This is a genomic window from Nonomuraea sp. NPDC051941, from assembly GCF_044593615.1.
This window is the reverse complement of the sequence record NZ_JBIUCF010000002.1, coordinates 599,247-624,722: the sequence shown is the minus strand read 5'-3', so window position 1 is coordinate 624,722 and position 25,476 is coordinate 599,247. Positions and strand designations below refer to the sequence as shown.

The following is a 25,476-nucleotide window of genomic DNA, read 5'->3' as shown; positions in this document are numbered from 1 at the left end:
AGGAAGAGTACGAGGCGAGAATGGCTGCGAACGACACCAAGCTCATCGAGGCCCTGCGTTCCTCATTGAAAGAGACGGAACGGCTGCGTGCGCAGAACCGTTCTCTCGCCGAGGCGGCGCGCGAGCCGATCGCGATCGTCGGAATGGCCTGCCGCTACCCGGGCGAGGTCCTGTCACCGGAGGACCTGTGGGACCTGGTGGCCACGGGCGGGGACGCGATCGGGGAGTTCCCCGCCGATCGCGGCTGGGACCTCGACAAGCTGTACGACCCGGACCCCGACAGCCGTGGGACGTCTTACTCGCGGCACGGCGGTTTCCTGTACGGCGCGGGGGAGTTCGACCCCGGGTTCTTCGGGATCTCGCCGCGTGAGGCGTTGGCGATGGATCCGCAGCAGCGGTTGCTGCTGGAGGCGTCGTGGGAGGCGATCGAGCGGGCGGGCGTCGATCCGGCCGGGCTGCGTGGCAGCCGCACCGGCGTGTTCGCCGGGGTGATGTACCACGACTACGCCCCTCAGGTGTCCTCCGTGCCCCAGGAGTTGGAGGGCCTGGTCGGGACCGGTAACTCGGGCAGCATCGCCTCGGGCCGGGTGTCGTACACGTTCGGGTTCGAGGGCCCGGCGGTGACCGTGGACACGGCGTGCTCGTCGTCGCTGGTGGCGCTGCACCTGGCGGTGCAGGCGCTGCGGTCGGGTGAGTGCGACCTGGCGCTGGCCGGCGGTGTGACGGTGATGGCCACGCCGGGCACGTTCGTGGAGTTCTCGCGGCAGCGCGGGCTGTCCCCTGATGGGCGGTGCAAGGCGTTCTCGGCTTCGGCGGACGGCACCGGCTGGGCCGAGGGTGTCGGCATGCTGCTGGTGGAGCGGCTGTCTGACGCGCGGCGTAATGGCCACCGGGTGCTGGCGGTCGTCAAGGGGTCGGCGATCAACCAGGACGGTGCCAGTAACGGTCTGACCGCGCCGAACGGTCCCTCCCAGCAGCGGGTGATCCGGCAGGCGCTGGCCAACGCCGGGCTCGCGGCCGGAGACGTGGACGTGGTCGAGGCGCACGGGACCGGGACCACCCTGGGCGACCCGATCGAGGCGCAGGCGTTGATCGCGGCTTATGGCCAGGAGCGGGATCGGCCGTTGTGGCTGGGGTCGCTGAAGTCGAACATCGGTCACTCCCAGGCTGCGGCCGGGGTGGGTGGCGTGATCAAGATGGTCATGGCGATGCGGCACGGGGTGCTGCCGCAGACGTTGCACGTGGACGAGCCTTCGCCGCACGTGGACTGGTCGGCGGGTGCTGTTGAGCTGCTGACCGAGGCTCGGTCGTGGGACGTTCAGGATCATCCGCGCCGTGCCGCCGTCTCGTCGTTCGGGGTGAGCGGCACCAACGCGCATGTGATCATCGAGCAGGGTGAGGAGACCGACGCGGTCGCCGGCGACGACACGGGGCTGCCGGTGGTGCCGTGGCTGATCTCGGCGAAGACGCCCGAGGCGCTGGCGGGGCAGGCCGAGCGGCTCGCGTCATGGGTGGAGGAACGCCCGGAGCCGGACGCCGCCGGGGTCGCGTGGACGCTGGCGACCGGTCGTACCGTGCTGGAGCAGCGTGCGGTCGTGGTGGGTGCTGATCGTGATGAGCTGCTGGCTGGGTTGCGGGCGCTGGCCTCGGATGGGGTTTCCGGGAGTGGTTCTGGCGGAAAGCTGGCGTTGCTGTTCGCCGGCCAGGGGAGCCAGCGGGTCGGGATGGGTCGGCAGCTGGCTGAGGCGTTTCCGGTGTTCGCCGAGGCGCTGGAGGAGATCGACCAGTTTCTGCCGGTTCGTGAGGTGATGTTCGACGACCCGGATGGGGTGTTGAACGAGACGGGGATGACCCAGCCGGCGTTGTTCGCCTTCGAGGTGGCCCTGTATCGGCTGTTGGAATCCTTCGGGGTCCGGGCAGGTGTGCTGGTCGGGCATTCGATCGGGGAGATCGCCGCCGCGCACGTGGCGGGGGTGTTCTCGCTGGCTGATGCGTGTGCGTTGGTGGCGGCTCGGGCGCGGTTGATGCAGGCCCTGCCGACCGGCGGTGCGATGTTGGCGATCGCCGCGTCCGAGGCGGATGTTCTGCCGCTGTTGGGGGACCGGGTCGGGATCGCGGCGGTCAACGGTCCGGCTGCGGTGGTGATCTCCGGAGATGCCGAGGCGATCGCTGAGATCGAGGAGCGGGTCAGCGTTCGGACGCGTAGGTTGCGGGTCTCGCACGCTTTCCATTCGCCGCTGATGGAGCCGATGCTCGCCGACTTCGAGCAGGCCATCGCCGGGTTGACCTACCACGAGCCCACTCTTGCGATCGTTTCCAACGTGACCGGCCGGCTTGTTGAGCCGGGGCAGCTGACCACCCCTGGTTACTGGGTTGAGCACGTGCGGCAGGCTGTGCGGTTCGCCGACGGGGTGACGGCTTCAGGGGCGAGCCACTTCCTGGAGGTCGGCCCGGATGGGGTGCTGACCGGGCTGGCTCAGCAGAGCATCGCCGACGGTGAGTTCATCCCTGCCAGCCGCAAGGACCGCGACGAGGTCCGCTCTCTGATCGAGGCGCTCGGCCGGCTGCACACCCACAACATCGCCGTGGACTGGACCGCGGTACTGGCACCGGCCAGGCAGGTCGATCTGCCCACCTACGCCTTCCAGCATCAGCGGTACTGGATGTCGGCGCGGGCCGACGCCGGGGACATGGCCGGGGCCGGGCTCGCGGCAGTCGATCACCCGCTGCTGAGCGCGGTGACCGAGATCGCCGGCGGCGAGTCCGTGATCCTCAGCGGCCGGCTCTCCGTGGCCGCGCAGCCGTGGCTGGCCGACCACGCCGTCAACGGCACGATTCTCCTGCCCGGCACGGCGTTCCTGGAGTTGGCGCTGCAGGCCGGGGACGAGGTCGGCTGCCCGGTCGTACAGGAGCTCACCCTGCAGGCGCCGCTGCTGCTGCCCGCCGACGGCGGGCGCCAGCTGCAGGTGCTGGTCGGCAGCGGTGACGACGCCGGAGTGAGGCCGGTCTCGATCCACTCCCGCGCCGACGGCGACGCCCCCTGGGTGCTGCACGCCGACGGCACGCTGGCCGATGCCGCGCCCGCGCAGGTGGAGGGGCTGGAGCAGTGGCCGCCGTCCGGCGCCGCCGTGATCGACGTGTCCGACGCCTACGACCTCCTCCTGGACATGGGATACGAGTACGGGCCCGTCTTCCAGGGCCTGCAGGCGGCCTGGTCCCGAGATCGCGACGTGTTCGCCGAGGTCGCGCTGCCCGAGCAGGCGCACCCCGACGCGGCCAGGTCGGGACTGCATCCCGCCCTGCTGGACGCCGCCATGCACGCGCAGCTGATCGCCGGGGACGGGCAGACCGTCCTGCCGTTCTCCTGGGGCGGAGCGCGGCTGCACGCGGCCGGTGCGAGCAGCGTCCGGGTGCGGATCTCCCGCATCCGGGACACCTCCATCGCCCTGACCATCGCCGACGCCGACGGCGCGCCGGTGCTGTCGGTCGAGTCGCTGGCCGTGCGGCCCGTCTCGGCCGGTCAGCTCACCGCCGCTCGCGGCGACCACGCCGACGCGCTGTTCCGCGTGGACTGGACACCGCTCTCGCTCGCCCCCGCCGGGGCCGAGGAGCTGCCCGAGCTGGCGGCCGTCGCCGAGGATGCCGCCGTGCCCGAGGCGGTGACGTACGTGGTGTCCGCGCCGGAGGGCGAAGTCCTCGACGCCGTCCACGAGATCACCGCCGAGGCCCTGGGCGTGATCCAGGAGTGGCTGGCCGACGAGCGGTTCACGTCGTCGCGGCTGGTCGTGGTGACGCGTGGTGCGGTGGCCGTTCAGGCCGCCGAGGGTCTGGACGTCGGCACGGCCCCGGTGTGGGGCCTGGTACGGGCGGCCGAGGCGGAGAATCCGGGCCGGTTCGTGCTGGTGGACGTGGACGGCAGCGCGGAGTCGTGGCGTGCCCTGGGTTCGGTGGTCGCTTCGGGGGAGCCGGAGGCGGCTGTTCGCGACGGGCAGGTGCGGGTTCCCCGGCTGGTGAAGGCGCAGGCGTCGGCCGGCGAGCCGGTGTTCGGCCCGGACGGCACGGTGCTGGTGACCGGTGGCACGGGCGGGCTGGGTGCCCTGGTGGCCCGGCACCTGGTGACGGCGCATGGAGTGCGCAGGCTGGTGCTGGTGAGCCGGCGTGGCCTGGAGGCGCCCGGTGCCGCTGACCTCGTGGCGGAGCTGGCCGAGCTGGGAGCCGAGGTCGCGGTCGAGGCCTGCGACGTGGCCGACCGGGAGGCGCTGGCCCGGGTTGTCGCTTCGGTGGCGGACTCGTTGACCGGGGTGGTGCACGCGGCCGGGGTGAGTGACAACGGCCTGGTGGGGTCGCTGTCGGTGGAGCGGCTCGGGCGGGTGCTGGGGGCCAAGGCGGCAGCGGCGTGGCATCTGCATGATCTGACGGCGGGTTTGGATCTGTCGGCGTTCGTGCTGTTCTCGTCGGCCGGTGGCCTGGTGCTGGCGGCGGGACAGGCCAATTACGCGGCGGCGAACGTGTTCCTGGACGCCCTGGCGTCGTACCGGCGGTCGATGGGGTTGGTGGCGACGTCGCTGGCCTTCGGCCTGTGGGATACCGACGCGGGCATGGGCGGCGCGCTGAGCGAGGCCGACTTCGAGCGCATGCGGCGCCAGGGCCTGCCGGCGCTGTCGGTGGAGGAGGGGCTGGCGCTGTTCGACGCCGGGTCGGCCGGCGACACGGCGGTGCTGGTGCCGTTGCGGGTGGACGCGACGGCCCTGCGGAACCGCGGTGAAGGGCTTCCGGCGCTGTTGCGCGGGCTCGTACGCGGTCCCGCGCGGCAGGTGGCGCGTGCGGCGGGAACGGGGCTGGCACGGCGGCTGGCAGGGATGGAGGCCGACCAGCGGGACCGGGCGCTGCTGGAGCTGGTCCGGCAGCAGGTCGCCAAGGTGCTCGGACACGCTTCGATGGACGCGGTCCAGCCGGATCGCGCCTTCCAGGAGCTGGGCTTCGACTCGCTGACCGCCGTGGAGTTCCGCAACCAGCTGATCGCCGCCACCGGGCTGCGGTTGCCGGCGACGTTGGTGTTCGACTTCCCGACGGCTGAGGCGGTGGCCGGGTATCTGGCGGGTGAGCTGGTCGGCGGGCGGTCGTCGGAGGCTGTGGCGGCCACCACGACGGCGACGGACGAGCCGATCGCGATCGTCGGCATGGCGTGCCGGTACCCGGGTGGTGTGACCTCGCCGGAGGGCCTGTGGGAGCTGGTGTTCTCGGGTCGGGATGCGGTGGGGGAGTTCCCCGCCGATCGCGGCTGGGACCTCGAGAAGCTGTACGACCCGGACCCCGACAGCCGTGGGACGTCGTATGCGCGGCATGGCGGGTTCTTGTATGACGCGGCGGAGTTCGATTCGGGATTTTTCGGGATTTCGCCGCGTGAGGCGTTGGCGATGGATCCGCAGCAGCGGTTGCTCCTCGAAACGTCGTGGGAGGCGGTTGAGCGGGCGGGGATCGATCCGACGGGGTTGCGGGGGAGCCGGACGGGTGTGTTCGCCGGGGTCATGTACCACGACTACGGGCTGGGCACTCCGGCGAACACCAGCGGTGGGAGTTTGGTGTCGGGTCGGGTCTCTTACACGTTGGGGCTGGAGGGCCCGGCGGTGACCGTGGACACCGCCTGCTCGTCGTCGTTGGTGGCGTTGCATTGGGCTGCTCAGGCGTTGCGGTCGGGGGAGTGTGATCTGGCGCTGGCCGGTGGTGTGACGGTGATGTCGACGCCGGGGATGTTCATCGAGTTTTCGCGGCAGCGGGGCCTGGCGGCCGACGGGCGGTGCAAGGCGTTCTCGGCCTCGGCTGATGGTACGGGCTGGGGTGAGGGTGTCGGTGTGCTGCTGGTGGAGCGGCTGTCGGACGCCCGCCGCAACGGTCACCAGGTGCTGGCGGTCCTCAAGGGATCGGCGATCAACCAGGATGGTGCGAGCAACGGGATCACGGCCCCGAACGGTCCTTCCCAGCAGCGGGTGATCCGCCAGGCGCTGGCGAACGCCGGGTTGTCGGCCGCCGATGTGGACGTGGTCGAGGCGCACGGGACTGGTACGACGCTGGGTGACCCGATCGAGGCTCAGGCTTTGCTCGCGACGTATGGCCAGGAGCGGGACCAGCCGCTGTGGCTGGGGTCGCTGAAGTCCAACTTCGGTCACACGCAGGCCGCCTCTGGTGTGGGCGGCGTGATCAAGATGGTCATGGCGATGCAGAACGGCTTCATGCCCCGGACCTTGCACGTGGATGAGCCTTCGCCGCACGTGGACTGGTCGGCCGGTGCCGTTGAGCTGCTGACCGAGGCGCAGCCGTGGGAGCAGAACGGGCATGCCCGTCGTGCGGCGGTCTCCTCGTTCGGGATCAGCGGCACCAATGCGCATGTGATCATCGAGCAGGGGCCGGGGGCAGAGGAGCAGCCGGAGTCTGTTGACGAGCCGCCGGTGGTGCCATGGTTGGTGTCGGCCAAGGACACGCAGGCGCTTCAGGCTCAGGCGTCTCGACTGGCGTCGTGGCTGGAGGAGCGGCCGGAGCTGAAGACGGCCGATGCCGCGTGGTCGTTGGCCACGGGGCGGGCCGTGTTGGATCAGCGTGCGGTCGTGGTGGGTGCTGATCGTGACGAGCTGCTGGCCGGGTTGCGGGCGCTGGCCGAGGGCTCCCCGGAGGTGGTTGCTGGGGGCAGGCTGGCGTTGCTGTTCGCCGGTCAAGGAAGTCAGCGGGTCGGGATGGGCCGTCAGCTCGCCGAGGCGTTCCCGGTGTTCGCCGAGACGCTGGAGGAGATCAACCAGCTCCTGCCAGTCCGTGAGGTGATGTTCGACGACCCGGATGGGGTGTTGAACGAGACCGGTATGACCCAGCCGGCGCTGTTCGCCTTCGAGGTGGCGCTGTATCGGCTGCTGGAGTCCTTCGGCATCCGCGCCGATGTGCTGGTCGGGCACTCGATCGGCGAGATCGCCGCCGCGCACGTGGCCGGAGTCTTCTCGCTGGCCGACGCATGCGCCTTGGTGGCGGCTCGGGCCCGGTTGATGCAGGCCCTGCCGACTGGCGGCGCGATGCTCGCGATTGCGGCACCCGAGGCGGAGGTTCTCCCGATGCTGGAGGGCCAGGTCGGGATCGCGGCGGTCAACGGCCCCGCGTCGGTGGTGATCTCCGGAGACGCCCAGACGATCGCCGAGATCGAGGAGCGGGTCAGCGCTCGGACACGAAGGCTGCGGGTCTCGCACGCCTTCCACTCGCCGCTGATGGAGCCGATGCTGGCTTCCTTCGAGGAGGCCATTGCCGGGTTGACCTACCACGAGCCCACTCTTGCGATCGTCTCCAACCTCACCGGCCAGTTGGCCGAGCCGGGCCAGCTGACCACCCCTGGTTACTGGGTGGAGCACGTGCGTCAGGCCGTGCGGTTCGCCGACGGAGTAGCGGCTGCGGAGGCCGGTTGCTTCCTGGAGGTCGGCCCGGACGGGGTGCTGACCGGGCTGGCTCAGCAGAGCATCGCTGACGGGGTGTTCATCCCCGCCACCCGCAAGGACCGCGACGAGGTCCGATCGCTGATCGAGGCGCTTGGCCGGTTGCACACCCACGGCATTGCCGTGGACTGGACGGCGGTGCTGACCCCGGCCAAGCATGTCGATCTGCCCACCTACGCCTTCCAGCGGGAGCGGTACTGGGTCAACGCGCAGGTCGAGGCCCGTGAGATGAGTTCCGTCGGGCTGGCGGACGTGGACCATCCGCTGCTGGGCGCCATGACCGAAGTGGCCGCCGGAGAGTCCGTGGTCTTCAGCGGCCGGTTGTCGGTGGCCACGCAGCCCTGGCTGGCCGATCACATGGTCAACGACACCATCCTGCTCCCCGGCACGGCGTTCCTGGAGCTGGCGCTGCACGCCGGGAACGAAGTGGGCTGCTCACGCCTGCAGGAGCTCACTCTTCAGGCACCTTTGCTGCTGCCTGCGGATGCCAGTTGTCAGCTGCAGGTCGTGGTGGGCGCGAGCGACGAGTCCGGGACGAGGCCGGTCTCGATCCACTCCCGTGTCGAGACCGACGCCGCGGGCGCGTGGACGGGGCATGCCGAAGGCGCGCTGACCACGGCTCCGTCGGTGTCGGTGTCGGCGTCCAGGCTGGAGCAGTGGCCGCCGTCCGATGCCGTCGGGATCGACGTGGCAGACGCCTACGACATGCTGCTGGACCGAGGTTACGAGTACGGGCCGGTCTTCCAGGGTCTGCAGGCGGCCTGGCGGCGCGGCGAAGAGATATTCGCCGAGGTCGCGCTGCCGGAGCAGGCATTCGCCGACGCGGGACGCTTCGGGATCCACCCGGCTCTGCTGGACGCCACGCTGCACGCGCAGCTGGTCGCCGGGGACGGGCCGACGGTCCTCCCGTTCTCCTGGGCCGGAGTGGATCTGCACGCGGCCGGCGCGACCAGCGTACGGGTGCGGATCTCCCCCTTGCGCGACAACGCCATCGCTCTGACCATCGCCGATCCCACCGGGGCTCCGGTCCTGTCGGTGGAGTCGCTTGCCGTACGCCCGATCTCGGCTGACCAGCTCGCCGCGGCCAAGAGGAACAGCCTCGAGTCGCTGCACCACCTCGAGTGGAGCACGGTTCCGGCCGATCCCGCGGCGCAGGTACCCACATGGGCATTGCTTGAGGGATTCGCCGAAACCGAGACAGTTCCGGAGTGCGTGCTGGTGGCGGCCCCGGCCGGACGGGGAGCAGTACATGAGGTGCTGGGCCTGCTGCAGGAGTGGCTGGCCGACGAGCGGTTCGCGTCGTCGCGGCTGGTCGTCGTCACGCGTGGCGCGGTGGCGGCGAGTCCGGAGGATGTGCCGGATCCGGCACAGGCGGCGGTGTGGGGTCTGGTACGGGCCGCGCAAGGCGAGCAGCCGGGCCGGTTCGTCCTGCTCGACCTGGATGACGACACACCTGAGGACATGATCGGCCGGGCGCTGGCCTGTGGCGAGGCCCAGGTGGCGGTGCGGGCCGGTGAGGTGTGGGCGCCGCGTCTGGCCCGGGCGGCGGTGCCCGAGGGCCTGAGGCCGGTGTTCGAGCCGGAGTCGACGGTGCTGGTCACCGGCGGTACGAGCGGTCTGGGCGCCTTGGTGGCCCGGCATCTGGTCACGGCGTACCAGGTGGGGCATCTGGTGCTGGTCAGCAGGCGGGGCGGGGACGCTCCGGGGGCCGCAGAACTGGTGGCGGAGCTGTCCGCGCTGGGCGCCGAGGTGAGTGTGGCCGCCTGCGACGTGAGCGACCGTGAAGCCGTTGCCGAGCTGATCGCCTCCATGCAGCGTCCGCTGGCCGGTGTCGTGCACGCGGCCGGTGTCCTGGACGACGGCGTGATCACTTCCCTGACGTCCGAGCGTCTTGACACGGTCCTGCGGCCCAAGGCCGACGCCGCCTGGCACCTGCACGAGCTGACCCGGGATCTGGATCTGTCGGCGTTCGTCCTGTTCTCCTCGATCGCCGGGGTGCTGGGTGGCCCTGGCCAGGGCAACTACGCGGCGGCGAACGCGTACCTGGACGCCCTGGCGGAACACCGAAAAGCACAGGGGCTGCCCGCGATCTCGCTGGCCTGGGGCCTGTGGAACACGGGCGGCATGACCGAAGAGCTGACCGAGGCCGACCTGCGTCGCATGGAGCGCGTGGGGCTGAAGCCGCTGTCGGAGGCAGAAGGGCTGACGCTCTTCGACGCCGCGCTGTGCTCCGATCGGCCGGTGCTGGTCGCGGCGCGGTTCGCGCAGGCCAGGAGCGTTCGCACCCAGCCGCGGCGGGCTGCCGCGGTCAACGGGCTCGCCGACCGGCTGGCCGCGATGGAGCCGGCCGAACGCCAGTCGGCACTGTCCAACCTGGTGCGCCAGGAGGTGGCGACCGTCCTGGGCCACGCCTCGGCCGACGCGGTACAGCCCGGTCGGACGTTCCAGGATCTCGGCTTCGACTCCCTCACCGCGGTCGAGTTCCGCAACCGGCTCACCACGGTCACCGGGCTGCGCCTGCCCGCAACGCTGATCTTCGACTACCCGACCGCCGCCGCGGTCGCCGATTACGTGGACTCGGAGCTGACGGGTGCCGCGTCCGCGGCGTCCGTCGCCGTGGCCCGGACGGTGATCGACGACGAGCCGATCGCGATCGTGGGGATGGCCTGCCGCTACCCGGGTGGCGTGGTGTCTCCCGAAGGGCTGTGGGAGCTCGTCTCCTCCGGTACGGACGCGATCGGGGAGTTCCCCACCGACCGTGGCTGGGACCTCGGCAGGGTGTACGACCCCGACCCGGAGAGCAAGGGCACCTCCTACGTACGCCACGGCGGGTTCTTGTACGAGGCCGCCGAGTTCGACCCCGGGTTCTTCGGGATCTCGCCGCGTGAGGCGTTGACCATGGATCCGCAGCAGCGACTGCTGCTGGAGACCTCGTGGGAGGCGCTTGAGCGCGCCGGGGTCAGTCCTGTCGCGCTGCGCGGCAGCCGGACCGGTGTGTTCGCCGGGGTCATGTATCACGACTACGGGCTGGGCACTCCGGCGTCGACCAGCGGCGGCAGCCTGGTGTCCGGGCGGGTGTCGTACACGTTCGGGTTCGAGGGCCCGGCGGTGACCGTGGACACGGCGTGCTCGTCGTCCCTGGTCGCGCTGCACCTGGCGGCGCAGGCGCTGCGGTCCGGTGAGTGCGACCTCGCGCTGGCCGGTGGTGTGACGGTGATGTCGACGCCGGGCACGTTCATCGAGTTCTCCCGCCAGCGTGGCCTGGCCACGGACGGCCGGTGCAAGTCCTTCGCCGCCGCGGCGGATGGTACCGGTTGGGGCGAGGGCGCCGGCGTGCTGCTGGTGGAGCGGCTGTCGGACGCCCGCCGCAACGGGCACCAGGTGCTGGCGGTCGTCAAGGGGTCGGCGATCAACCAGGACGGTGCGAGCAACGGGATCACGGCCCCGAACGGTCCCTCCCAGCAGCGGGTGATCCGGCAGGCGCTGGCCAACGCCGGGTTGTCGGCCGGGGACGTGGATGTGGTCGAGGCGCACGGCACGGGCACCAAGCTCGGCGACCCGATCGAGGCCCAGGCGCTCCTCGCGACCTACGGCCAGGAGCGGGACAGGCCGTTGTGGCTGGGTTCGCTGAAGTCGAACTTCGGTCACACGCAGGCCGCGGCCGGTGTGGCCGGGGTCATCAAGATGGTGATGGCCATGCGGCACGGGCTCATGCCTCAGACCTTGCACGTGGACGAGCCGTCGCCGCACGTGGACTGGTCGGCCGGGGCTGTTGAGCTGCTGACCGAGGCCCGCCCGTGGGAGCGGCAGGACCGGCCGCGGCGGGCGGCGGTCTCCTCGTTCGGGATCAGCGGCACGAACGCCCACGTGATCATCGAGCAGGTTGACGCCGAGGTCGCGAGTGATGACGCGGTTCTGCCCATGGTGCCGTGGCTGATCTCGGCCAGGACCACCGAAGCGCTGCGGGCCCAGGTCCGGCGTCTGGAGTCGTGGGTCTCGGAGGAGACCTCGATCGCCGGTACGGGTGCGGCGCTGGCGTTGAACCGGGCGGTGCTGGAGGAGCGTGCGGTCGTGGTGGGCGCCGACCGTGACGAGCTGCTGGCTGGGTTGCGGGCGCTGGCCTCGGATGGGGTTTCCGAGAGCGGCTCGGGTGGCAGGCTGGCGCTGCTGTTCGCCGGCCAAGGAAGCCAGCGGGTCGGCATGGGCCGCGAGCTCGCTGAGGCGTTCCCGGTGTTCGCCGAGACCTTGGAGGAGATCAACCAGCTGCTGCCGGTCCGTGAGGTCATGTTCGACGACCCGGATGGGGTGTTGAACGAGACCGGGATGACCCAGCCGGCGTTGTTCGCCTTCGAGGTGGCTCTCTATCGGCTGCTGGAGTCCTTCGGCATCCGCGCGGATGTGCTGGTCGGTCACTCGATCGGGGAGATCGCCGCCGCGCACGTGGCCGGAGTCTTCTCGCTGGCCGATGCGTGCGCCCTGGTAGCGGCCCGAGCCCGGCTGATGCAGGCCCTGCCGACTGGCGGCGCGATGCTCGCGATTGCGGCACCGGAGGCGGAGGTTCTCCCGATGCTGGAGGGCCAGGTCGGGATCGCGGCGGTCAACGGCCCCGCAGCGGTGGTGATCTCCGGCGACGAAGCAGCGATCGCGGAGATCGAGGAGCGGGTCAGCGCTCGGACGCGCAGGCTGCGGGTCTCCCATGCTTTCCACTCGCCGTTGATGGAGCCGATGCTGGCCGACTTCGAGGAGGCCATCTCCGGTCTGACCTACCATGAGCCCACATTGGCGATCGTTTCCAACCTCACCGGCCAGATCGCTGAACCGGGCCAGCTGACCACCCCGAGCTATTGGGTGGAGCACGTGCGCCAGGCCGTGCGGTTCGCCGACGGAGTGACGGCCGCCGGGGCGAGCCACTTCCTGGAGGTCGGCCCGGATGGAGTACTGACCGGGCTGGCCCAGCAGAGCATCGCCGACGGCGTGTTCATCCCCGCCACCCGCAAGGACCGCGACGAGGTCCGTACCCTGGTCGAAGCCCTGGGACGGATGCACGCCTGTGGTCTGACCGTCGATTGGGAGGCGTTCTTCGCCCCCGTGGGGGCGCAGCGGGTGGATCTGCCCACCTACGCCTTCCAGCGGGAGCGGTACTGGGTGCCCGCCGCGCAGGGCAGCGGCGATGTGGACGCGGCCGGGCTGGGCGCCGTCGATCATCCGTTGCTGAGCGCGGTGACCGAGGTGGCCGGCGGCGAGTCGGTGGTCTTCAGCGGCCGGTTGTCGCTGGCCACGCAGCCCTGGCTGGCCGATCACCTGGTCAACGGCACGGTCCTGCTTCCCGGCGCGGGCCTGGTGGAGCTGGCGGTTCGCGTCGGTGACGAGGTGGGCTGCTCGTGCCTGCAGGAGCTGACCCTGCAGGCCCCGCTGGTGGTGTCCGCCGAGGGCGGCGTACAGCTGCAGGTGGTGGTCGGCGCGGTGGAGGAGTCCGGTCAGCGGTCGGTGAGCATTCATTCCCGGTCCGGTGACGGGGACGAGTGGGTCCGGCACGCCGAGGGCGTGCTGGCGGCCACGGCCGCGGAGCCGGGCTTCGACGTGGCGCAGTGGCCGCCGGCGGACGCGGTGCCGGTCGATGTCGAGGACCTGTACGAGAACCTGGCGGGGATCGGCCTGGAGTACGGCCCGCTCTTCCAGGGCCTGACGAGCGCGTGGACCCGGCCGGGCGAGGTGTTCGCCGAGATCACGCTGCCGGACCAGGCGCACGCCGAGGCGGCGCGGTTCGGGATGCATCCGGCCCTGCTGGACGCCGCGCTGCACGCCAGCGCACTGGGCGATCTGCTGCCGACGCCCGAGCCGGGTCAGCCGTTCCTGCCCTTCGCCTGGTCAGGAGTGTCGCTGCACGCGACCGGAGCGACCGGCCTGCGCGTAAAGGCCACCAAGAACACCGCCGCCGGCAGCACCTCCGTCTCGCTGACCATCGCGGACGGCACCGGCGCGCCGGTGGCCGACATCGACGCGCTCACCGTCCGGCCGCTGTCCACCGGCCAGCTGCAAACGGGTCAGAACCCCCTCTACCAGGTGACCTGGACGAAGCCGGCCGAGGTTCCGGCAGCGCCCGTCGAAGTGGGCGAGTACCCGGACCTAGCGGCTCTAGGGGACGTGGTGCCTGAGTGGGCGTTCCTGGAGTGCCCGGCCACCGACCCCGCGACGGACGTCCCCACCGCCGTACGGCAGGCCATCCGTCCCGTCCTGGAATCGGTGCGGGGGTGGCTGGCGGACGAGCGGTTCGCGTCGTCGCGGCTGGTCATCGTCACGCGTGGCGCGGCGGCGGTGCGGCCCGACGAGTCCGTGGACGTCGGCGTGGCCCCGGTATGGGGGCTGGTGCGGGCGGCCGAGGCCGAGAACCCGGGCCGGTTCGTCCTGGTGGACGTGGACGGCAGCGAGGAGTCCTGGCGCGCTCTGGGCGCGGTGGTCGCTTCCGGGGAGCCCGAGGCCGCTGTGCGCGAGGGCGAGGTGTGGGTGCCGCGGCTCGCGCGGGCCGCGAGCGCGGAAGGCGGGTCACCGGCGTTCGGGCCGGACGGCACGGTGCTGGTGACCGGTGGCACCGGCGGGCTCGGCGCGCTGGTCGCCCGGCACCTGGTGGTCACCCACGGAGTGCGGCACCTGCTTCTGGCCAGCCGCAGCGGGCCGACGGCCGCAGGCGCGGCCGATCTGGTGGCCGAGCTGGGCGAGCTCGGGGCCGAGGTGTCGGTGGCGGCCTGCGATGTCGCCGACCGGGACGCGCTGGCCGAGGCGATCGCCTCCGTCCCTCAGCAGCATCCGCTGGTCGGCGTGGTGCACGCGGCGGGCGTGGCCGACAACGGGCTGGTGGGTTCGCTGTCGGCCGAGCGGATCGACGGGGTGCTGGGGGCGAAGGCCGACGGAGCCTGGCACCTGCACGAACTGACCCGGGATCTGGACCTGTCGGCGTTCGTGCTGTTCTCGTCGGCCGGCGGGTTGGTGCTGGCGGCCGGGCAGGCGGCGTACGCGTCGGCCAACGTGTTCCTGGACGCGCTGGCGGTGCACCGTCGCTCGCTGGGGCTGCCGGCGACGTCCCTGGCGTACGGGCTCTGGGATGCCGAGACGGGGTTGAGCGCCTGGCTGAGCGAGGCCGACCTGGAGCGGATGCGGCGTCAGGGGCTGCCGGCGCTGTCGGTGGACGAGGGCCTGGCGTCGTTCGACGCGGGCGTGGCCGCGGAGGCGGCGGTGCTGGTGCCGTTGCGGGTCGACGCGCAGGCGCTGCGTTCGCGGGGCGACGGCCTTCCGGCGCTGCTGCGCGGGCTGGTACGCGGCTCGGCCCGGCGGGTGGCGCGCTCGGATGCGTCGGCGCTGGGGCGGCGGCTGGCCGGTCTGGAGCCGGCGGAGCGCCGGCAGGTGCTGCTGGAGCTGGTACGGCAGGAAGTGGCGACCGTCCTGGGCCACGCCTCAGGGGACGCGGTGCAGCCCGATCGCGCCTTCCAGGAGCTGGGCTTCGACTCGCTGACCGCCGTGGAGTTGCGTAACCGGCTGAACGCCGTTTCCGGGCTGCGCCTGCCCGCCACCCTCGTCTTCGACTACCCGACCGCCGCCGCGGTCGCCGATTACCTGGACTCGGAGCTGACGGGTGCCGCGTCCGCGGCGTCCGTCGCCGTGGCCCGGACGGTGATCGACGACGAGCCGATCGCGATCGTGGGGATGGCCTGCCGGTATCCCGGTGGCGTGGTGTCTCCCGAAGGTCTGTGGGAGCTCGTACTCTCCGGTACGGACGCGATCGGGGAGTTCCCCACCGACCGCGGCTGGGACCTGGACAAACTGTACGATCCCGACCCCGACACCAGGGGCACCTCCTACGTACGCCACGGCGGGTTCCTGTACGACGCGGGGGAGTTCGACCCCGGGTTCTTCGGGATCTCGCCGCGTGAGGCGCTGGCGATGGACCCGCAGCAGCGGCTGCTCCTCGAAACCTCGTGGGAGGCCCTGGAGCGGGCCGGAATGGACCCGCATGGGCTGCGTGGCAGCAGGACCGGCGTGTTCTCCGGCGTCATGTACCACGACTACGCCTCTCAGCTCACTTCGGTGCCGGAGGAGCTGGAAGGGCTGATCGGCACCGGCAACTCGGGCAGCGTCGCCTCCGGCCGGGTGTCGTACACCTTCGGTTTCGAGGGCCCCGCGGTGACCGTGGACACGGCCTGCTCGTCGTCGCTGGTGGCGCTGCACCTGGCGGTGCAGGCGCTGCGGTCCGGCGAGTGCGACCTGGCCCTCGCCGGCGGCGTGACCGTGATGGCGACGCCGGGCACGTTCATCGAGTTCTGCCGGCAGCGCGGCCTGTCCACAGACGGCCGCTGCAAGGCGTTCTCGGCCGAGGCGGACGGCGCCGGCTGGAGCGAAGGCATCGGGGTTCTGCTGGTGGAGCGCCTGTCGGACGCGCAGCGCGACGGCCACCAGGTGCTGGCGGTCATTCGCGGTACGGCGGTCAACCAGGACGGCGCCAGCAACGGCCTGACCGCCCCGAACGGCCCCTCCCAGCAGCGGGTGATCCGCCAGGCCCTGGCCAACGCCGGGCTGTCGGCCACCGACGTGGACGTGGTCGAGGCGCACGGCACGGGGACCCCGCTGGGTGACCCGATCGAGGCCCAGGCGCTGCTCGCGACCTATGGCCAGGAAAGGGACCAGCCGGTGTGGCTGGGGTCGATCAAGTCGAACATCGGCCACACGCAGGCCGCCGCCGGCGCGGCGGGCGTCATCAAGATGGTCATGGCGATGCGCAACGGCGTGCTTCCCAGGACCTTGCACGCGGACGAGCCCAGCCCGCACGTGGACTGGTCGGCGGGCGCGCTGGAACTGCTGAACGAGCGCCAGCCGTGGGACCGGCAGGACCGCCCGCGCCGGGCAGCGGTCTCCTCCTTCGGCGTCAGCGGCACGAACGCGCACGTGGTGCTGGAGGAGCCGCCGATCCAGGCCCCGGTGGAGCCCGAGCCCGTTGACGAGCCGCCGGTGGTGCCGTGGGTGCTGTCGGGCCGCAGCGCTGAGGCGTTGCGGGCCCAGGCGGGCCGGTTGGCCGATGCGGTGACCGGGATCCGACCGGCAGATGTCGGCTGGTCGTTGCTCGGCCGCTCGGCGTTCGACCACCGCGCGGTGGTGATCGGCGCCGACCAGGAGGAACTGCTGGCCCGGCTGGAAAGGCTGGACGAAGGCGCGGTGCGGGGCGTGGCCGGGCCGGGTGGCAAGACGGCGTTCGTCTTCCCCGGTCAGGGATCGCAGTGGCTCGGCATGGGCGTCGAGCTGCTGGACGACTCGCCGGTGTTCGCGGCGCGGATGGCGGAGTGCGAGGCGGCGCTGTCGGAGTTCGTGGACTGGTCCCTCACAGAGGTGCTGCGCAGCGGGGAAGGTCTGGACCGGGTCGATGTGGTGCAGCCGGTGCTCTGGGCCGTGATGGTGTCCCTGGCCGAGGTGTGGCGCTCGCTCGGGGTGACACCGGCCGCCGTGGTCGGTCACTCCCAAGGGGAGATCGCCGCCGCCGTGGTGGCGGGTGCGTTGTCGCTTGAAGATGGCGCGCGGGTGGTCGCGTTGCGGAGCCAGGCCATCGTGGCACTGGCCGGACAGGGCGGCATGGCATCGATCCCGCTACCGGCTGCAGAAGTGACCGCAGACGACCGGATCTCGATCGCGGCCGTGAACGGACCTTCTTCGACGGTGGTGTCAGGAGACGCGGACGCCATTGACGAATTGATCGCCGGCTATGAGGCCCAGGGAGTGCGGGCGCGGCGGATCGAGGTGGACTACGCCTCGCATTCGGCCCATGTCGAGGCGATCGAGGACGAACTGGCGAGACTGCTGGCCCCGGTAACCCCGCAAACGAGCGAAGTGCCGTGGTATTCGACCGTGCGGCAGTGCTGGCTGACCGGGACCGAGGTGGATGCCGCGTACTGGTACGAGAACCTGCGGCAGACGGTGTGGTTCGCCCCGGCGGTGAGTGAGCTGGCGGGTTCGGGCTTCCGGTTCTTCGTGGAGGTCAGCGCGCATCCGGTGGTGCAGATCGGGATGCGCGAGGCGGTCGAGGAGGCCGGCGCCGAGGCGGTCGTCGTGGGTACGCTGCGCCGCGACGACGGCGGCCTGCGCAGGCTGTGGACCAGCGCCGCCGAGCTGTGGGTACGCGGCGCGGAGATCGACTGGGCCGGTGTGTACGAGCCCGCCCGCCCGAACCAGGTCGAACTGCCCACCTACGCCTTCCAGCACCAGCGCTTCTGGCTGCTGGAGTCGGCCGGTGCCGGCGACGCGGAGAGCCTCGGCCTGTGGGCCACGGGACACCCGCTGCTCGGCGCGGTCACGGGCCTCGCCGACGGCGGAGCAGTGGTCCTCACCGGCCGCGTGTCGATCGCCACCCACCCGTGGCTGGCCGACCACGCCGTCAACGGGCAGGTGTTCCTCCCCGGCACGGGCTTCGTGGAGCTGGCCATCAGGGCCGGCGACGAGGCCGGCTGCGACCTGCTCGAAGAGCTCACCCTGCAGGCGCCGCTCGTCGTGCCCGAGCGCGGCGCGGTCCAGCTCCAGGTCGCCGTCAGCGCCCCGGACGAGGACGGCCGCCGGCGGCTGGGGATCTACTCCCGCCTCCACGGCGCGCAGGACGAGCCCTGGACCCAGCACGCCGCCGGAACGCTGACGCGAGCCGGCGTGACGGCGCCGGAGCCCGAGAGCGTCTGGCCACCGGAACGAGCAGAGGCAGTGGCGCTGGACGGCCTGTACGACCAGTTCGCCGCCATGGGCCTCGGCTACGGCCCCGCCTTCCGCGGGCTCCGGGCCGCATGGCGCAAGGGCGACGAGGTCTTCGCCGAGCTGGCGTTGCCGGAGGAGATGGCGCGCGACGCGGCCCGGTTCGGGCTGCACCCGGCGCTGTTCGACGTGGCGCTGCACGCCACCGCGCTCGGCGGGTTCGCGCCGGACGCGGAGCCCGGCCGCCCGTCCCTGCCGTTCGCCTGGAGCGGCGTGGCGCTGCACGCCTCCGGCGCCACGAAGCTCCGCGTACGGATCTCCTTGCGGGCACAGGGCGCGGTTTCCGTGACATTAACGGACACGGGCGGCCTGCCCGTGGCCACCGTCGCCTCGCTGGCGGTACGTCCGGTGTCCACCGGCCAGCTGGAGACCACCCCGGCGGCCAGGAGCAGGAACAAGCTGTTCCAGGTCGACTGGGTGCCGGTGGAGTTGAGCGCGACGGGCGACCCGCAAGAGATCCTGGCAGGGCTCGCCGAGGTCGGGACGGTTCCGGAATGCGTGCCGGTGGCGGCCCCGGCCGGTGTGCACGAGACGCTGGACCTGCTGCAGGAGTGGCTGGCGGACGAGCGGTTCACGTCGTCGCGGCTGGCGGTCGTCACGCGTGGCGCGGTGGCGGCAGGTCCGGCGGACGTGCCGGATCCGGCACAGGCGGCGATCTGGGGCCTGGTACGGGCCGCGCAGGCCGAACAGCCGGGCCGCTTCGTCCTGCTCGACCTGGACGACGACACGCCCGAGGACGTGATCGGCCGGGCACTGGCCGGCGACGAGGCCCAGGTGGCCGTGCGGGCCGGTGAGGCGCGGGTCCCGCGCCTGGCGCGGGCGGCGGTGCCGGAGGGCAGGGAGCCGGTGTTCGGGCCGGAGTCGACGGTGCTGGTCACCGGCGGTACGAGCGGTCTGGGCGCGCTGGTGGCCCGGCACCTGGTCACCACCTATCAGGTGGGGCATCTGGTGCTGGTCAGCAGGCGCGGGCCGGATGCTCCGGGGGCCGCGGACCTGGTGGCCGAGCTGTCCGCGCTGGGCGCGGAGGTGAGCGTCGCCGCCTGCGACGTGGCCGACCGTGAGGCGCTGGCGGCGTTGGTGACCTCGGTGGCGGACTCGCTGACCGGCGTCGTGCACGCGGCCGGCGTCCTGGACGACGGCGTGATCACCTCCCTCACGTCCGAACGGCTCGACACGGTCATGCGACCCAAGGCCGACGCCGCCTGGCACCTGCACGAGCTCACCCGCGATCTGAACCTGTCCGCGTTCATCCTGTTCTCCTCCCTGGCAGGCGTGATGGGAGGCGCGGGCCAGGGCAACTACGCGGCGGCGAACGCGTACCTGGACGCCCTGGCGGAGCACCGCAGAGCACAGGGGCTGCCCGCGATCTCGCTGGCCTGGGGCCTGTGGAGGGAAGGCGGGCTCGCGGAGCTCGACGACGCCGCCCTGCGGCGGCTCGCACGCTCCGGCGTCGACCCGTTGTCGGCCGAGGACGGGCTGGCCCTCCTCGACGCCGCGCTCGGCACCGACCGGGCCACGCTGGTCCCCGCCCAGCTGAACCTCAAGGTCCTCGGAGCCCACGCGGACATGCTGCCCCCGCTGCTGCGCGGGCTCGTGTCCGGTCCCGCCAGGCGCGTGGTGACGGCCGCGTCGGAGGCCGCCGCCACGCTGAAGCAGCAGCTGGCGAGCATGCCGGCGGCCGGACAGCAGTCCGTGCTGGAAGACCTGGTACGCGATCAGCTGGCCGTGGTGCTCGGCTTCGCCGACCGGTCGGCCCTCGACGAGGGCATGTCGTTCCAGGAGCTGGGCTTCGACTCGCTGATGGCGGTGGAGTTCCGCAACCGGCTCAGCGAGGTCACGGGCATCCGGCTGCCGGCGACACTGGTCTTCGACTATCCCACCCAGGCGGCGCTCGTCAGGTTCCTGTCCGGCGAGCTGCTGGGCACGCGTGAGGTCGCGGTCACGGCACGGACGTCGGCGGCCGACGACGAGCCCATCGCGATCGTCGGCATGGCCTGCCGCTACCCCGGCGGGGTCACCTCGCCCGAGGACCTGTGGCGGCTGGTGGCGCAGGCCGGGGACGCCGTGGGTGAGTTCCCGGCGGACCGCGGCTGGGATCTGGACAGGCTCTACGACCCGGACCCCGGCAACCGGGGCACCTCGTACGCCCGGCACGGCGGCTTCCTGTACGACGCCGCCGAGTTCGACCCCGGCTTCTTCGGGATCTCGCCGCGTGAGGCGCTGGCCATGGACCCGCAGCAGCGGCTGCTGCTCGAAACCTCATGGGAAGCGCTCGAACGCGCCGGAATCGATCCCCACGGGCTGCGGGGCAGCCGGACGGGTGTGTTCGCCGGTGTGATGTACCACGACTACGCGTCCCAGCTGTCCTCGGTGCCGGAAGAGCTGGAAGGCCTGATCGGCACCGGCAACTCGGGCAGCGTCGCCTCCGGCCGGGTGTCGTACACCTTCGGTTTCGAGGGCCCCGCGATGACCGTGGACACCGCGTGCTCGTCGTCCCTGGTCGCGCTGCACCTGGCGGTTCAGGCGCTGCGGTCGGGGGACTGCGACCTGGCGCTGGCAGGCGGCGTGACCGTGATGGCCACCCCGTGGACGTTCATCGAGTTCGCCCGGCAGCGCAACCTCTCCGTGGACGGCCGGTGCAGGGCGTTCGGCGAGGCCGAGGGCGGCGTCGGGCTGTCGGAGGGCGCGGGCATGCTGCTGGTGGAGCGGCTGTCGGACGCGCGCCGCAACGGCCACCAGGTGCTGGCGGTCGTCCGCGGATCCGCGGTCAACCAGGACGGTGCCAGCAACGGCCTGACCGCCCCGAACGGCCCCTCCCAGCAGCGGGTGATCCGCCAGGCCCTGGCCAACGCCGGACTGTCGGCCGCGGACGTGGACGCGGTCGAGGCGCACGGCACGGGCACGGTGCTCGGCGACCCGATCGAGGCCCAGGCGCTGATCGCGACCTACGGCCAGGAGCGGGACCAGCCCCTGTGGCTCGGCTCGATCAAGTCGAACATCGGCCACTCCCAGGCCGCCGCGGGCGTCGCGGGCGTGATCAAGATGGTGATGGCCCTGCGGAACGAGACGCTGCCGCAGACCCTGCACGCGGACGAGCCGTCCACGCACGTGGACTGGACGGCAGGCGCGGTGCGGCTGCTCACCGACGCGCAGCCGTGGCAGCGGAACGGGCACGCTCGCCGCGCCGGCATCTCCTCCTTCGGGATCAGCGGCACGAACGCCCACGTCGTCCTGGAGGAGTCCCCGGTCGCGCCCGAGCCGGAGCCCGCCGGCGAGCTGCCCATGCTTCCGTGGGTGCTGTCGGGACGCAGCGAGCAGGCGCTGTCGGCGCAGGCCGGACGGCTCCGCTCCTGGATCGAGTCGCGGCCCGAGCTGGACGTGGCCGACGTCGGCTGGTCGCTGGCGGCAGGCCGGTCGGTGCTGGAGCACCGCACGGTGATCACCGGCGCGGACCGCGCCGAACTGCTCGAAGCACTGGCGGCGCTGGCCGACGGCAGCCCGGACGAGCCGAGGACCCAGACGGGCCTGGTGCGCTCGCGGGCCAAGCTGGCACTGCTGTTCGCCGGTCAGGGCAGCCAGCGGGTCGGGATGGGCCGTCAGCTCGCCGAGACGTTCCCGGTGTTCGCCGAGACCCTGGAAGAGATCGACCAGCTCCTGCCGATCCGTGAGGTGATGTTCAACGACCCCGATGGGGTGTTGAACGAGACAGGCATGACCCAGCCCGCGTTGTTCGCCTTCGAGGTCGCGCTGTACCGGCTGCTGGAGTCCTTCGGTATCCGCGCGGATGTGCTGGTCGGGCATTCGATCGGGGAGATCGCCGCCGCGCACGTGGCCGGAGTGTTCTCGCTGGCCGATGCATGCGCCCTGGTGGCGGCCCGGGCCCGGCTGATGCAGGCCCTGCCGACCGGCGGGGCGATGCTGGCGATCGCCGCACCCGAGGCGGATGTTCTGCCCTTGCTGGAAGGCCAGGTCGGGATCGCGGCGGTCAACGGCCCCGCAGCCGTGGTGATCTCCGGCGACGCCCAAGCAATCGCTGAGATCGAGGAGCGAGTCAGCGCTCGGACGCGCAGGTTGCGGGTCTCGCACGCCTTCCACTCGCCGTTGATGGAGCCGATGCTCGCCGACTTCGAGGAGGCCATCTCCGGTCTGACCTACCACGAGCCGACGGTCGCGATCGTTTCCAACCTCACCGGCCAGTTGGCCGAGCCGGGCCAGCTGACCACCCCGAGCTACTGGGTGGAGCACGTGCGCCAGGCCGTGCGGTTCGCCGACGGGGTCGGTGCCGCTCGTGCCGCCGGGGCGAAGGTGTGGGTGGAGGTCGGTCCGGACACCACTCTGACCGCGCTGGCCCAGCAGAGCCTGGAGGACGGCGCCTTCGTACCGGCCGCGCGCAAGGACCGCGACGAGACCCGTACGTTCGTCGAGGCCCTGGGCCGGATGCACACGAACGGCGTCGCCGTCGACTGGGAAGCGTTCTTCGCGCCGGCCCGCCCGTCCCGGGTGGACCTGCCCACGTACGCCTTCCAGCACGAGCGCTACTGGCTCCAGCCCGGTCCCGACACCGGCGACGTCACCACCGCGGGCCTGGGCGCCGTCGAGCACCCGCTGCTCAGCGCGGCGACCGAGGTGGCCGGCGGCGAGACGGTGATCTTCAGCGGGCGGCTGTCGGTCGCCACGCACCCCTGGCTGGCCGACCACGTCGTGGGCGGCAGCGTGATCGTGCCGGGCACCGCGCTCGTCGAGCTGGCCGTCCGGGCCGGGGACGAGAGCGGCTGCCCGCACCTCCAGGAGCTCACCCTGCAGGCCCCCCTGGTCCTGCCCGAGGGCGGCGGCGTCCAGCTCCAGCTGGTGTCCACCGCCACCGAGGAGCCGGGCCGCAGGTCGCTGGCGATCCACTCCCGTACGCAGGACGCGACCGAGTGGACCCAGCACGCCCAGGCCACGCTCACCGCGACCGTGCCCGAGCCGGACATCGACCTGCGGCAGTGGCCGCCCGCGGGCGCGGAGCCGGTCCCGGTCCAGGACCTCTACGACGACATGCTCGCGATCGGACTGGACTACGGGCCGACGTTCCAGGGGCTGACAAGCGCCTGGGAGCGGGGCGGCGAGGTGTTCGCCGAGATCGTCCTGCCAGAGGAGGCGCACGCGGACGCCGGCCGGTTCGTGTTGCACCCCGCCCTGCTGGACGCCGCGCTGCACGCCACCGCCCTGGGTGGCCTGCTGCCGCGGCCCGAGCCGGGGCGGCCGTACCTGCCGTTCGCGTGGTCGGGCGTGTCCCTGCTCGCGGCGGGAGCGACCAGCCTGCGCGTCAAGATCGCCAACGTCGGCGGCGCTGCCATCACGCTGAGCATCGCCGACGAGCTCGGCGCGCCGGTCGCCGCCGTCGAGACCCTCACCCTGCGCCCGATGGTCGGCGGCCGGCAAGGCGGCGGGAACCAGGGCACCCTGCACCAGATCGAGTGGACCCGGCTCCCCGACGCGCCCGCGTCCGAGACGCCGCGCTGGGCGCTGCTCGGTGCCGACGACCTCGGCACCGGCCGCGTCACCTATCCGGACCTGGCCACTCTGGTCTCGCTGCACGACCCCGCCGATCTCCCGGAGGCGGTCCTGACCGGCCCCTCCGCCGGGCAGGACCATCACGCGGCGACGCACGGCGTCCTCGAACTGCTGCAGAGCTGGCTGGCGGAGGAGCACCTCGCGTCGTCCCGGCTCGTCATCCTCACGCGCGGCGCTCTCGCCACCACCGCCGGCGAGAGCCCGGACCTCGCCCAGGCGGCGGTCGGCGGCCTCGTGCGGGCCGCGCAGGCCGAGCAGCCCGGCAGGTTCGTGCTGCTGGACCTGGACGGGGACACGTCCGAGGACGTGATCGGCCGGGCGCTGGCGTCGGGTGAGTCGCAGCTCGCGGTGCGGGCGGGCGAGCTGTGGGTGCCGCGGCTGGGCCGGGCCACGGATCTGGAGGATCAGGGTCCGGTGTTCGGGCCGGAGGGCACAGTGCTGATCACCGGTGGCACGGGCGGGCTGGGTGCGTTGGTGGCCCGCCACCTCGTCACCGAGCACGAGGTCAGGCGGTTGGTGCTGGTCAGCCGTCGCGGCCTGGGGGCGCCGGGCGCGGCCGAGCTGGTGGCCGAGCTCTCGGAGCTGGGTGCCGAGGTGGAGGTGGCGGCCTGCGACGTGGCCGACCGTGAGTCGCTGGCGGCGACGGTCGCCTGGGTGGCGGACTCGCTCACCGGTGTCGTGCACACGGCCGGTGTCCTGGACGACGGGGTGATCACGTCCCTGACGTCCGAGCGTCTCGACACGGTCCTGAGGCCCAAGGCCGATGCCGCCTGGCACCTGCACGAGTTGACGCGAGGGCTCGACCTGACCGCGTTCGTGCTGTTCTCCTCGATGTCGGGAGTGCTGGGAGGAGCGGGCCAGGGCAACTACGCCGCGGCGAACGCGTTCCTCGACGCGCTGGCCCAGCTGCGCGCCGCCGAAGGGCTGGCGGGCACGTCCCTGGCCTGGGGCTTGTGGGAGCAGGGCGGCATGGCCGGCGAGCTGACCGAGGCCGACCTGCGCCGCCTGGCGCGCATGGGCGTGGCGCCGCTGTCCGCGGCCGACGGGCTGGAGCTGTTCGACACCGCGGTCACATCCGGCCGGCCACTGCTCATCCCGGCCCGATTCGTCCAGGCCCGCGCCAGTGCGCGGACCTCCATGCGGCGGGCGGGAACCACCGACGGGCTCGCCGAGCGGCTGTCCGCGATGGAACCGGCCGAGCGCCGGTCGGCGCTGTCGGACACCGTCCGCGGCCAGGTGGCGGCCGTCCTCGGGTTCTCCGACGGATCCGCCATCGACCCGCAGCGCCCGTTCCAGGACCTCGGGTTCGACTCCCTGACCGCGGTCGAGTTCCGCAACCAGCTCGGCCGGGCCACGGGCCTGCGGCTGCCCGCCACCCTCGTCTTCGACTACCCCACCCCGGTGGCCCTGACCGACCACCTCATGGGGTACTTCGGCGAAGCCGGGGCGGAGAACGAGGAGGCCGGCATCCTGCGGATCTTCGCGGAGCTGGACCAGATCCAGGATTCACTGACCACACTCGCCGAGGACAGCACGGTGCGCGCCAGGCTCACCGCGCGCCTCAAAGAGCTCCTGTCGGGCCTGAACGGCACGGGCGAGTCGGACGTCGCGGACCAGCTCGAGTCCGCCAGCGACGACGAGATGTTCGCCTTCATCGACAACGAGCTCGAGATCTCTTGAC

Annotated in this window: 1 protein-coding gene; it reads left to right on the top strand. The window is 72.1% G+C overall.

Annotation, left to right across the window (positions count from 1 at the left end; genetic code table 11):
* Nucleotides 1-20 precede the first annotated feature (20 nt).
* Nucleotides 21-25,475 carry an SDR family NAD(P)-dependent oxidoreductase gene (locus tag ACIHFD_RS06300; protein WP_397365855.1) on the top strand — a complete coding sequence of 8,485 codons (25,455 nt, stop codon included), beginning with the start codon at nucleotides 21-23 and terminating at the stop codon, nucleotides 25,473-25,475.
* Nucleotide 25,476: the final 1 nt, after the last annotated feature.

What these genes read in the sequence shown, in the direction of transcription:
- ACIHFD_RS06300 (WP_397365855.1), top strand. Translation starts at nt 21, where the DNA reads ATGGCTGCGAACGACACCAAGCTCATCGAGGCCCTGCGTTCCTCATTG.